The sequence below is a fragment of the Nostoc foliaceum FACHB-393 genome, from assembly GCF_014698505.1.
Taxonomy (GTDB): domain Bacteria; phylum Cyanobacteriota; class Cyanobacteriia; order Cyanobacteriales; family Nostocaceae; genus Nostoc; species Nostoc foliaceum_A.
On record NZ_JACJTD010000001.1, the window covers coordinates 244,227 to 256,398 of the forward strand.

The 12,172-nt window shown below is 43.1% G+C and carries 10 protein-coding genes; 6 read left to right on the forward strand and 4 right to left on the reverse strand.

What is annotated here, in order from left to right; genetic code table 11:
- Nucleotides 1-58: 58 nt before the first annotated feature.
- Both H6G92_RS01050 and H6G92_RS01055 read right to left on the reverse strand, forming a co-directional pair.
- On the reverse strand, nt 59-1,843 hold the full coding sequence (locus tag H6G92_RS01050) for a ShlB/FhaC/HecB family hemolysin secretion/activation protein (protein WP_190889853.1): 1,785 nt from the start codon (nt 1,841-1,843) through the stop codon (nt 59-61).
- Nucleotides 1,844-2,141: 298 nt separating this feature from the next.
- Nucleotides 2,142-3,917: an SWIM zinc finger family protein gene (locus H6G92_RS01055; protein WP_190890113.1), complete on the reverse strand. Its 1,776-nt coding sequence runs from the start codon at nt 3,915-3,917 to the stop codon at nt 2,142-2,144.
- Between the two features lie 489 nt (nt 3,918-4,406).
- Here H6G92_RS01055 and lpdA point away from each other — a divergent pair, with 489 nt between their 5' ends.
- From lpdA to H6G92_RS01075, 4 genes are all read left to right on the forward strand, one after another.
- The gene (gene lpdA, locus H6G92_RS01060) at nt 4,407-5,837 is read left to right on the forward strand and encodes a dihydrolipoyl dehydrogenase (protein ID WP_190889855.1); all 1,431 of its coding nucleotides are present in this window, start codon (nt 4,407-4,409) and stop codon (nt 5,835-5,837) included.
- 83 nt (nt 5,838-5,920) lie between these two features.
- Nucleotides 5,921-6,811, forward strand: a complete 891-nt coding sequence (gene trpC, locus H6G92_RS01065) for an indole-3-glycerol phosphate synthase TrpC (RefSeq protein WP_190889857.1) — start codon at nt 5,921-5,923, stop codon at nt 6,809-6,811.
- A gap of 257 nt (nt 6,812-7,068) precedes the next feature.
- Nucleotides 7,069-7,320, forward strand: coding sequence for a DUF5340 domain-containing protein (locus H6G92_RS01070; RefSeq protein ID WP_190890114.1), 252 nt, complete (start codon nt 7,069-7,071; stop codon nt 7,318-7,320).
- A gap of 462 nt (nt 7,321-7,782) precedes the next feature.
- Nucleotides 7,783-8,451 (forward strand): carbonic anhydrase, encoded by a 669-nt coding sequence (locus H6G92_RS01075; protein ID WP_190889859.1) that lies wholly within the window; start codon nt 7,783-7,785, stop codon nt 8,449-8,451.
- Nucleotides 8,452-8,750: 299 nt separating this feature from the next.
- Here H6G92_RS01075 and H6G92_RS01080 read toward each other — a convergent pair whose 3' ends face one another.
- On the reverse strand, nt 8,751-8,909 hold the full coding sequence (locus tag H6G92_RS01080; RefSeq protein ID WP_012410519.1) for a YqaE/Pmp3 family membrane protein: 159 nt from the start codon (nt 8,907-8,909) through the stop codon (nt 8,751-8,753).
- A gap of 141 nt (nt 8,910-9,050) precedes the next feature.
- Nucleotides 9,051-9,398 carry a translation initiation factor gene (locus H6G92_RS01085; RefSeq protein ID WP_190889860.1) on the reverse strand — a complete coding sequence of 116 codons (348 nt, stop codon included), beginning with the start codon at nt 9,396-9,398 and terminating at the stop codon, nt 9,051-9,053.
- Nucleotides 9,399-9,629: 231 nt separating this feature from the next.
- Between H6G92_RS01085 and trpB the strand changes: the two genes are divergently transcribed.
- Both trpB and H6G92_RS01095 read left to right on the forward strand, forming a co-directional pair.
- Nucleotides 9,630-10,865, forward strand: a complete 1,236-nt coding sequence (gene trpB, locus H6G92_RS01090; protein WP_190889861.1) for a tryptophan synthase subunit beta — start codon at nt 9,630-9,632, stop codon at nt 10,863-10,865.
- 31 nt (nt 10,866-10,896) lie between these two features.
- Nucleotides 10,897-12,054 carry a class I SAM-dependent methyltransferase gene (locus H6G92_RS01095; protein WP_190889862.1) on the forward strand — a complete coding sequence of 386 codons (1,158 nt, stop codon included), beginning with the start codon at nt 10,897-10,899 and terminating at the stop codon, nt 12,052-12,054.
- The last annotated feature ends 118 nt before the right edge of the window (nt 12,055-12,172 follow it).

The window sequence follows — 12,172 nt, forward strand, 5'->3', positions numbered from 1 at the left end:
AAACTCCCCGTTGGCGCATCCTCTCGTCAAGAAGGAAACGAGAATAAACCCCTAAATTTTAAAAAGGATTATAGAATAAACTAAAATACAGTCCGTTTTCTTGTAATGTTCTATCATTCGAGTTAACAGATACTAAAGGAATACCCCAGTCAAGACGAACCGTGAAGCGATCGCCTTGTGACCAACGCAACCCCAGACCAACAGAAGCTAAAGTATTAGGGTCGGGATTCTCTCTACCCGAACTATTCCAACCAACACCAAAATCCACAAAGGGGATAACCTGTAAGGTGCTATCTATCTGAGGTAAGCGCAGAATCGGTACTTGAACTTCGGCAGAAACCAAAGTGCCATTATCCGTCAGCAGATAATCTTGACGGTAGCCGCGAATGCTATCCTGCCCACCTAAGCCAAATTGCTCTAAAGGCAAAAGTGTCCTGGATGCGAGTTGTGTATTTAAACGAAGTAAAAGTAATGTCTCAGGAGCTAAAAGGCGTGCCCACTGCGCTTGTCCTTGCCAAGCAAAAAAACGGCTATCGGGAGGAGTTTGATTAATCGTGGGATTCAACACATCGATGCCCAAATTGAATTGAGAGCGGAGGGCGATAACTTCACGGCTGTTACGACTCGTCCATTCTTGAAAAAATCGCAACGCAGATACCCTGGTGCGCCCCTGTTCATCAGCGCCTAAACCGGGGAAAGGTAGTCGTTCTATGTCGATATAAGAGGCTTCACTTTCCCGTCGAGAGGCTGTCAACCCAAGGGCGAATTCTTGTGTAGGAGTTTGGACTATTGGCTGGCGGAATGTCAGTTCGTAATAGCGAGAATCCGATTGGATATCTAAAACGTTGAAAGGAGGTTCAATAACATTGCTTGATGTGATGCCATAGTTGAAGGTAAGGGTTCCGTTACGGGGATTGAGTGGTAATGTGTAGCTGGCATCAAAGGAGTTGCTACCATCGGTATTAGTGTAAGCTACACCCAAAGCATCTCCCAATCCTAATAAGTTGGCTTCATTCAATTGTAATCGGCGGCGAAAACTGCCAACGCTAGGCGATCGCCCATTATCAAGAACTATTTGGCTACTAAAGGTTTTTGCCTCACTGACCTTGACTTCTAGAAGACTCGCACCTGTGCGTGATCCTGCTGATAGTTCAGCAGACACGTTTTGAATCAAAGGATTAAGTTGCAATAGTTGCAGTGCCTCTAGTAGACGCTGCCGATTCAGAGGCGCTGTTGTCGCTATTGCTAGTCGGCTGCGGACATAATTCGGATTCAATCGCCGAGTTCCAGTGATCTGGATGTCTTCTAATTTACCTTCGACCACCTGAATTTTTACAACACCGGATTGGATTGTTTGGGGCGGGATATAAGCACCAGAAGTAATGTAACCATTTTGGACGTATAAATCAGTAATTTTAGACCGTGCTTGATACACTTCAGCCAGCGAGATCGGTCGTTTGGTAAATTCAGCAGTGGCGAGGGCTAACTCTTCAGGACTGAAGACTGTGCTACCAATAACTTCAAACCGTTCGACAACAATAGTTTGAGGAAAGTTGCCAGGGAGTGGTTCCTCAGGTTTGGGAGTTGGGACAGAGGGGGGAAATAGTTCTGCTGGTGGGGGAAGTGGTTGTGGTAGTTCAGGTGAGGGAAGTGGCGAAGGTGAGGGTGGTTGGACATCCTGTGGTGGTGGGAGTTGTTGCGACAGGATGAAATTACTAGCTGGTAGTTGTGTAGTATCAACAGCCCCAGCTTTCAGTGGACTGGAAGATATGCTGCTAAGTAATACAAGCATACTCAGCGGTAAGCAGGACACTATAAGATTCTGGGGATATTTATCAATCATCGCACTGGACTATTTTTTGCTGAGAACTATGGGATTGTACGGGGACTGGTTCAGATGTGAATCTTACTTCATCTTTTGCCGCTAATGTTGATATCTTCGGCAAATCTCAATTTAAAAGCTAAATTATTTGGTTATTGCAGACTTAAAATTATCAATGGTATTCAATCTGTAATGACGTACATGGGTAGGGGCGCACAGCTAGCTGTGCGCCCCTAAGAGGATATTATGTTCATCTGTAGGTAATCGCAGATTAAGGATTATCTGGTTTCTTCAGCCTCTAATCTGTTTTGTATATTGTTTAGTCCATACCCCTTTGCTGAAACATTTCCATCAATTTACGTTTACGAGCGTGGGTTTGCATCAAGTTTTCCCGATAGGTTAACCAATCAGCTTTCTTGCCAGATTCCAAGTAGGCGATACGTGCCTTTTTCAACCATTCAACCGCGTGGTAGTAGTATTCGGCTTTACCTCCATCCATAATCTTTTCGGCACGGCGACGAGCATTAGCAATCACCCAACCAGGATTGTGAGAGATAGCAGCATCCATGACTCGGTGAATCAATTCGGAATAATAAGAACTGAGTTCACTAGCGATCGCAATTGCATCGTCAATTAGTCCTTCATGTAAGAATATATCCACCTTGGCTGATTCTGTTCCCCAACCACCATAACTACGGACAATTCTTAGCAGGTCTATTTTGACACTTTCCCAGTTTTCTCCAGCCAATTCTGCCATCTTTTGGTAGTCAACAAAGGAGGGCTTGACTTGAAAAGCCGCCTTGATTGCTAATAAAGCAGCTTCATTATTACCCAACTCAACAGCCAAATCACTTGTCCAAATTCCCAATTCGTACTGACAATTACCCGGTAAATTTAATCCACTCTGGGCTATATTTAGCGCCTGTTGTAATGCCCCCTGGTCGCTGAGTGTTTTCGTTAGGGCAAAAGCCTCTTCCATTGAGTTCATCTGGATTTGAGCAGCATCAATTGCTTCTTCTACTCTGCCTAACCGACCTAGCATTGTCAGATACTGCTGGGTTTGTTCTTCCGCTTCTGCTAAATATAAATATTCTTGATAACGTTCTTGACGTTCGAGAATTTTTAGGCGAATTAGTGCCAAATCATCCGCGTAGTCTGGCACATCTTCTTCCCACGCTCCCCTTTCGGTAATATTACCTTCGAGAACTTGCACTAGGGGCGGATAATCCCAACCTTGGCGTAAAGCCTCCATAACCATGCCAAAATCAGCATTCCACTCATCTTGCCAAGCTTCTAAATTTATTTGAATATCAACTTTTTCTTCTGGGGTGAGTTCAGAACTGAGAATTGCTTCACACCAAGCATTATTTAATTCTCCGACAAGCTCATCATTTTCGGCACCGTATTCGGCAACATCATCCCAATTTTCCACACAGGTGAAGGTAATCGCTTCTAAGATAGCGATCGCATTTTTACCCTCTCCCCGTTCGCTAAAATCTACCGCAGTTTGCACCACACTCAGCAATTCGTCGGCAATCGGGTCTTCTTCGCACCCTTCCTCAAAGTAGCGCACAGTATCCCGGAGAATCTGCCGGACTTGCCGCCGAAAGGGAGCCGGATCAATAGTAATATGGAGCAAAGGTTTTGTAGTTTTTTGCTGGGCAGCAGGATTAGTCATCCAACCTACATGGCGGTCAATTTCCTCAATGAGTGGTGGGTATTCTTTTACCAACTCTTGCAGCAGTCTTTGAGTTTGGATGTAATCCAGGCGATTAAGTAGTTGTTCTAGGGTGGGGCGCTGCTCAATGTTTTCTGGGTTACGCGCACAGACAAGCATAGTCGCTACAATATGTTTGCACCATCCGTCAAAGTCGTAGGCACAGGTGCAATTTACTGATGTTAACCCACTGCTATCAAAATTCAGATTGACATGATAAGGTCTAGCTTGAGTACCTGCAACATCTGCCTGAAGTAGATCGCCACGTTGGGTAACAGCATTGACAGCACCTGCCTCATAGTAAGCCTCGCCCCGCTGGAAAGATTTGGCGTTGGAATGACGGCGGATAGTAAATTCACTAATTTGGGGAATAGACATCGAGCGATCGCCTGCGTAAAACCTCTGCATGAATCCTAAATCCAGCTTAGGTGTTAGGCTAACGCGCTGTAAAGAAATTCAAAGTTATTGACATATGACAAGGAGGAGTTAGAACTCGGAATTTTCCGAATTCCAAAAGAACAAGTGAAGGTTAGGGTTGAACTGATGCCTTACACCAGTACCAAAAACCCCCTCAGAACGAATTCCGAGGCTAATAGGTATCAAAAAAATAAGTATCTAGATTTGACTATAATTACTGAAAACATCCATATTTTCGTCAGAAGCAAGTGAATCATAATTTGAAGCAACACCCGAACCTTAAATTAGTAAACAGTCATCAGTGAACAGTCCTGACGATGTATTGTGAAGGATTTGGAATCAAGCGATAAAACTGAAAACTGAGAACTGAGAACTGAGAACTGTTAAAGGGGTTGCGCTGATTGACGGTCAAGTTGAGAATAAATAGGCGAAGCACACGGGGAAACTAACGTGAGTCAAGGATTTGATTACGATTTAGTCATTATAGGGGCTGGTGTAGGCGGACATGGCGCAGCCTTACACGCTGTAAGTTGTGGTCTGAAAACAGCGATTATCGAAGCTGCTGATATGGGAGGAACCTGTGTTAATCGGGGCTGCATTCCTTCTAAGGCGCTGCTGGCGGCATCTGGACGTGTGCGGGAGTTACGCAATGCCCACCACCTCAAGTCACTAGGAATTCAAATTGGTAGCGTGGAATTTGATCGCCAAGCGATCGCGGATCATGCTGGTAATCTCGTCTCAAAAATCCAAGGCGACTTAACCAACAGCCTCAAACGTCTAGGAGTTGATATTATCAGAGGTTGGGGAAAAATCGCTGGGGCACAAAAAGTCTCTATCACCGGAGACGGTGGCGAAAAAACCATCACAGCCAAAGACATCATCCTTTCCCCTGGTTCAATTCCTTTTGTACCTCCAGGGATTGAAGTAGACGGCAAAACTGTCTTTACCAGCGATCAAGGCGTTAAGTTGGAGTCGCTACCAGACTGGGTGGCGATTATTGGTAGTGGTTACATCGGCTTGGAATTTTCTGATATTTACTCAGCTTTGGGTTGTGAAATCACCTTGATTGAAGCCCTAGATCAGTTAATGCCAGGATTTGACCGAGACATTGCCAAACTTGCCGAACGGGTGCTGATTACTCCCCGCGATATTGAAACGAAAGTGGGGATATACGCTAAAAAAGTCATCCCAGGTTCACCTGTGGTGATTGAGTTAGCAGATTTCAAAACCAAAGAAGATGTAGATGTCATCGAAGTAGATGCTTGCTTGGTGGCTACAGGACGCATCCCAGCGACCAAAAATCTTGGTTTGGAGTCTGTCGGTGTGGAACTGGATCGGCGGAATTTTATCCCAGTTGACGATCGCATGGCAGTACTATCATCTGGTGAAGTCGTGCCACATGTGTGGGCAATTGGCGACGCTAATGGGAAGATGATGTTGGCACATGCGGCTTCTGCTCAAGGCATCATCGCGGTAGAAAATATAGTTGGGAGGGAAAGAATAGTAGACTATCGCAGCATCCCCGCAGCGGCGTTTACCCACCCAGAAGTCAGCTATGTGGGCTTAACAGAAACAGCAGCTAAGGAGTTAGGACAAACCGAAGGGTTTGAAATCGGCACAAGTCGAAGTTACTTCAAAGGGAATTCCAAAGCGTTGGCAGAAAATGAAGCCGACGGGATTGCCAAGGTGATATATCGCAAAGACACCGGAGAAGTCTTGGGTGTTCACATTTTCGGACTGCACGCCTCAGACTTAATTCATGAAGCGTCAGCTGCGATCGCTAACCGTCAATCTGTCCAAAGTCTCGCACATCTAGTTCACGCCCATCCGACACTTTCGGAAGTTCTAGACGAAGCTTATAAACGAGCGATCGCAATTTAGTCCTTTGTCATTTGTCCTTTGCTAATAAAAAAGGACAAATGACCACTGACTAATGACTAATGACTAATAACTAATGACTAATTATGCAAATCCGTCGTCGTTCACCTAACCCAGCTATTAATGTATCTATATTACGTTATCAGGCTGCCATACCAGATTCAGCGCCAAACAACATTTTGGAAGAAATTGTCTGGCAGAAAGAAGTAGAAGTTGAGCAAATGCGAGAAAGGCTGCCTTTACGGAAATTACAACATCAAGCACTCTCTGCACCGCCAACCCGTGATTTTGTCGCCGCCTTGCGCCAAGGTAAGACTAAACCAGCATTGATTGCAGAAGTTAAAAAAGCTTCACCTAGCAAAGGCGTTCTCCGAGAAGATTTTGACCCAGTAGCGATCGCCCTATCTTATCAGCAAGCCAAAGCCAGTTGTCTTTCTGTGCTAACCGATGTCAAATTCTTTCAAGGTAGTTTTGACAACTTAGCCAAAGTTCGCGCTGCTGTAGATTTGCCTCTACTTTGCAAAGAGTTTATCATTTATCCTTACCAGATGTACTTAGCGCGGGTTCAAGGTGCAGATGCTATTTTGTTGATTGCAGCTATCCTGGGCGATCAAGATTTGCAATACTTCCTCAAAATTGCTAAGAACCTGAAAATGGCAGCCTTGATTGAAGTCCATAGCTTGGCAGAACTTGACCGTGTGTTAGCTTTAGATGGGGTCTCCTTAGTAGGAATCAATAATCGCAATTTGGAAGATTTCTCTGTTGATCTGCAAACTACTTGCCAACTTTTAGCAGCAAGGGGTAACCAATTGCAGGAGAAAAACATCCTTGTTGTCAGCGAGTCAGGACTACACAACCCAGATGATTTGAATTTGGTGGTTGCAGCAGGTGCATCTGCTGTACTCATAGGCGAATCTTTGGTCAAACAACCAGATCCCGGCGCTGCGATCGGCCGTATATTACCGAGGAATATCTGAAATAAATACCTCCCCTACGCCCCTGAGCGCACAGCAACTAACTGTATACAAATGCATACAATAGTTGGGCAATTGGGCACACTATGCGTAGATACGCAGCACTTTGCCATCAAATATCATCAATATCTTTGCCAAATCTTCATTGCTAATCGAATTAAAGCCATAAGCAACTAGTTATTTAGTATGTAACAATTTATTGATAAGAGACAAATGCTGACTAATACAAAATCCCAAATATGAAATCAAAATTTAACTTCATGGAGCAAATTCCTTTACCTTCTCCTATTCACTACGAACTTATACTTCAACTTTTAGAAAGACAAACAATGTTAGCTGTAAATGATAATCCAGATTTACGGCATCAGGTAAATCAACTAATTATTACTCTGCGTAAAGCTGCTGTACAGCAAAAACGACTAGAAGAAATTTGTGAGTTTTCCTCTGTAACTATTGATCACCGTTGGTCGATTAATCATCATAACGATAAGAAAGTTGTTGCACCCGATTGAAGCTAATAACTTAATATCTCAACCTCAAATTTGGCATCTTTGTTAAGTTAGCTTACCATCGTCAGAAAGTCTCTCTGTGTATTGAAAGGGCCAGTACTCATAACTTCCGCCGCACTTGCTTGACTCAAATGCACAGTTTGTGGTGTCACTTAAAATGATTTTGGTTACAGAACTTTCTCTGCTTTGCAAGAATATATAGAAATGCTAAATGAGGTTTTGAAACCATCGGTATAAATGCTTAAATTTTACTTTGTTTAGTTAGGTTACTAAAATTATACATATTCAGTTTTTATATAAAAACTAATTTAATCCTTTACAATTTATACACTAATTATATTAATGATGCTATAGAAAAATTTCATCTTTATAAAGATTTTAGCTGGTAAAAAGTTCATCTTGATTTATAGGCAACTGTAAATCAGCTAAAATATTGATGAGATTCTCTCTCGAATTTAACGAAAGATGAAATATAACAGCATTGATGAACTCCTCAGAAATAATCAGGCATGGGTTGCCGAGAAACTAGCTTTAGACCCAACTTACTTTCAAGAATTATCTAGTGGACAAACACCACCTTTTCTATACATTGGATGTTCTGATAGTCGTCTGGCATTAACAAAGTTTACCCGTACAGAACCAGGAGAATTATTTGTACATCGTAATATTGCTAATCAAGTTTCTCTAACGGATATAAACTTTTTAGCCGTTTTAGAATACGCAATTTTACATCTTAAAGTGGAACACATTATCGTTTGTGGTCACTATGATTGCGGAGGAATTAAGGCGGCTTTAGAAGGAAGAACCATCGGAATTCTTGATAACTGGGTAAATCCGATTCGGGAACTGTATTTACACAAACAAGAAGAAATTGATGCCTTGCCAACAAGAGAAGAACGTCTGAATCGTTTGGCAGAAATCAATGTTGTGGCGCAAGTGAAAAATCTTTACCAAACTTCCATCATGCGTCAGGTACTCTATAAGCGAAAAGCACCTCTGATTCATGGTTGGGTACTAGATATACGCACTGGGTTGATCAAAGATTTGAATGTCTCAACTTTACAATGGCAATTGCACATCTGCCCCTTACTTCTAGAGTTTAGACTCTATGCCATGTTAAAAAATGAGAGCTGATTCGGTATTTATGGGCAAACAAAAGCCTAAATTTGAGACTCGATTGTGTTTATACAACTTTGATTAATAGTAAAATAAATAGTTAATTTTGACAACAGTATTGTAATGCTTATGTCAAAGTTATAAAGCAATGTGCTTAGGATATTTATAGATTTTTGTTTAATTAAAGTTACAAATACTAGGCAAATGATTTTTTAACCATTTTTCTTGTTTTCATGCAGATTATGGAAATGCATTAATTAAGGCTCTGCTCAATTTATCACTGGATGCAGAGCCTCAATACCTACCCCCACAAAGAATTATTTCTTAGCAATTATCCACACTGCATGAATAATCCCAGGAATGTAACCAAAAAGTGTCAAAACTATATTAATCCAAAAGTCTATACCAAAACCTACTTGCAAAAAAACTCCCAGAGGCGGCACGAAAATGGCACACAGAATCCGAACTAAATCCATTTAAACCTCCTATTCATCTCATAAAAAATAGCTTGTTGGCAAAGTGATTTACTACTGCTCAAGCATATTTGTACCTCTCAAAGATAACATTCCCTCTCTCAATCCAGACCACGGTTAAGATGCGGTAAACCGCACTCAAGATTAGCCACCGCTAATTTTGGCTTTATAACCTAACTTGGTCAAAATATCGACAATTTTCTGCTTGTGTTCGCCCTGAATTTCAATTTCGTTATCTTTAACTGTCCCACCTGTACCGCACTGGGTTTTTAGCTGCTTCACCAAATCTGCCAAGGTTTCTGGCTTGGCTTGAAAACCGCTAATCACTGTGACAGTTTTGCCTTTGCGTCCTTTGCGGGAAGCTTGTACTTTGAGATTTTGTTGTTGTGTGGGGAGTTCTGGAATTGGTCTTTCTGTGGCGGCGGAGTTGTCGTTGCCAAATTCGCGGTAGACAAAGCCTTTGTCAGAAGATTTAGAATTGGAAGAAGACATAAAATCTTTATTAAGAAAAATTTCAAAGGCAGTGGAAACTTCTACGCAACCATTCTGCTGGGATATCAATTTCTAGGCTAACATCACAAATCCATTGCGAGGAATTCAAACTAATTGGGCGTGGGGCATTGAGTATCAGTGAAGAATTTAGTTCCCAGTCCCCAGATATAACCTAGATATGCCCCAGACTTTCTATAATAATTAAGTCATTCCCGTCATCGAAAACAGCCCGTGACTACCACTCCCCTATCTCCAAATTCAACTGCTCAGGTTCCCGATACGCTAGGTCGCTTTGGACGCTTCGGCGGTAAGTATGTACCTGAAACGCTGATGCCTGCTCTTACTGAACTAGAAACAGCTTATCAGCAATACCGCAATGACCCTGGTTTTCAAGCAGAACTACAGCAGTTGTTACGGGACTATGTAGGACGTGCCACACCATTGTATTTCGCTGAACGCCTGACTGCTCATTATGCCCGACCCGATCGCACGGGGCCGCAAATTTACTTAAAACGTGAGGATTTAAACCATACTGGTGCTCATAAAATTAATAATGCCCTAGGTCAGGTATTGTTGGCAAAACGCATGGGTAAGCAACGGATTATTGCCGAAACAGGTGCTGGACAACACGGTGTTGCCACAGCTACAGTTTGCGCTCGTTTTGGGCTGGAATGCGTAATTTACATGGGTGTTCATGACATGGAACGCCAAGCTTTAAATGTGTTCAGAATGCGGTTGATGGGGGCAGAAGTGCGTCCGGTGGAAGCGGGAACTGGAACCCTTAAGGATGCTACTTCTGAAGCAATCCGTGATTGGGTGACAAATGTGGAAACAACTCACTACATTCTCGGTTCAGTAGCAGGGCCTCATCCTTACCCGATGATGGTACGTGATTTCCATGCAGTAATCGGCCAAGAAACTCGCGCCCAAGCAATGGAAAAGTGGGGTGTATTGCCTGATATTCTCTTAGCTTGCGTGGGTGGTGGTTCCAATGCTATGGGACTATTTTATGAGTTTATGAATGACCCTTCTATACGGTTCATTGGTATTGAGGCAGCAGGAGAAGGTGTCAATACTGAAAAACACGCAGCAACCTTGACAAAAGGACGAGTTGGTGTATTGCACGGAGCAATGAGTTATCTTCTGCAAGATGAGGATGGGCAAATCATTGAGGCACACTCAATTAGTGCAGGTTTAGATTATCCCGGTGTGGGCCCAGAACACAGTTATTTGAAGGATACTGGTCGCGCTGAATACTATAGTGTGACGGATGCAGAAGCTTTAGCGGCATTTCAGCGATTGTCGAAATTGGAGGGGATTATCCCAGCATTAGAAACAGCCCATGCGATCGCCTACCTTGAAACCCTGTGTCCCCAACTAACCGACAGTCCCCGGATTGTAATTAACTGCTCTGGACGTGGCGATAAGGATGTACAAACAGTAGCCAAGTTCTTAAATGACGCGTAAATATACTTAAAAAGTTGGGTAAAAAGCAATAATGAATCAACAATTCCAACACCCGATGCTACCGCAACCCACTCACGACGAGTTGGCACGCCAAAATTTTGTGCAAAGTCTGAGAATGCACATTTTCAGGAATATCTCTCCTGGCAATAAAGTACTTTATGAAAAACTAGCCAAGCCGAAGTTTGAACAAGAACATCAGCGTTCTCCCCAGACTCGTTATGAAATTCGGGAAGTAATGCAGCACGAACCATACTACCGCTGGAGTAGTGCCCTCAAGCGCATTAACCAGGAAATATTATGGGATGCTGTAAATTCCAGTGTTGACAGACAACTGCCAGAGTTGATTGAACGTGCCAAAGATCAGGGTGCTGAACTGGGTACTTTAACTCTCGACCCAAATTTTCAAATACCTACTCATCAGCAGGCTGTAGACATTCACTGTATGCCCGGAGGATATCACAGTGAATTTACAGAGGATGATGTAGCTGCCGGCGCAACTTACGATCGCGGCGCTTACGTTTATGGTCTGGGTTGGTTGGGGCCGCTTAACGATGATATGGGGCTATCTATAGTCCAAAACTATCTCCTGCCAGAGTATCCTGACTTTCGACCCAAAAAAATTCTCGATATGGGATGTTCTATCGGCAATAGCACATTACCCTATGTGGATGGTTTTCCAGATGCAGAAGTCAATGCCATAGATGTAGGCGCACCCATGCTGCGTTATGCTCATGCAAGAGCGGAATCTTTGGGCAAACGGGTACATTTCTCTCAGCAAAATGCCGAGCACACTAACTTCCCGGATGAATCTTTTGACTTAATAGTTTCTCATATTTTACTCCATGAAATTCCCCCGCCATCTGTCCGTAAAGTTATGCAAGAATCTTATCGTCTACTGGCTCCCGGCGGAATGATGCTCCATGTGGAAGCACCCCTGTATCGTCACATGGATGTTTATACGCAGTTCGTTTATGATTGGGAAACCGCAAACAACAACGAACCCTTCTGGAGTGCTGTACGCGATCTGGATTTGGTGTCGCTAGCTACTGAGGCTGGTTTTGCAGCAGATAAGACATTCGAGAAATTTGTCCCTAATGGGGCATGGAAAGCAAATGTAACTAATAGCCTGTTAAAAAATGGTAACTCAGGCAGCCAAGGTACATGGTTTGTAGTTGTTGCAACTAAGTAAGTAGAGGAAGTATACCAATTCGTAATTTGTAATTTGTAATACTCGCCTCTGGCGAGAAGCAAGCTACGTAATTGAGAAAGTCAGATTTCATCTGGGTTTCTTTCTTTTATGTGTGTAA

Coding starts and splice junctions, on each gene's coding strand:
- H6G92_RS01050 (WP_190889853.1), bottom strand. CDS start 1,843: ATGATTGATAAATATCCCCAGAATCTTATAGTGTCCTGCTTACCGCTG.
- H6G92_RS01055 (WP_190890113.1), bottom strand. CDS start 3,917: ATGTCTATTCCCCAAATTAGTGAATTTACTATCCGCCGTCATTCCAAC.
- trpC (WP_190889857.1), top strand. CDS start 5,921: ATGCAAATCCGTCGTCGTTCACCTAACCCAGCTATTAATGTATCTATA.
- H6G92_RS01070 (WP_190890114.1), top strand. CDS start 7,069: ATGGAGCAAATTCCTTTACCTTCTCCTATTCACTACGAACTTATACTT.
- H6G92_RS01075 (WP_190889859.1), top strand. CDS start 7,783: ATGAAATATAACAGCATTGATGAACTCCTCAGAAATAATCAGGCATGG.
- H6G92_RS01080 (WP_012410519.1), bottom strand. CDS start 8,909: ATGGATTTAGTTCGGATTCTGTGTGCCATTTTCGTGCCGCCTCTGGGA.
- H6G92_RS01085 (WP_190889860.1), bottom strand. CDS start 9,398: ATGTCTTCTTCCAATTCTAAATCTTCTGACAAAGGCTTTGTCTACCGC.
- H6G92_RS01095 (WP_190889862.1), top strand. CDS start 10,897: ATGAATCAACAATTCCAACACCCGATGCTACCGCAACCCACTCACGAC.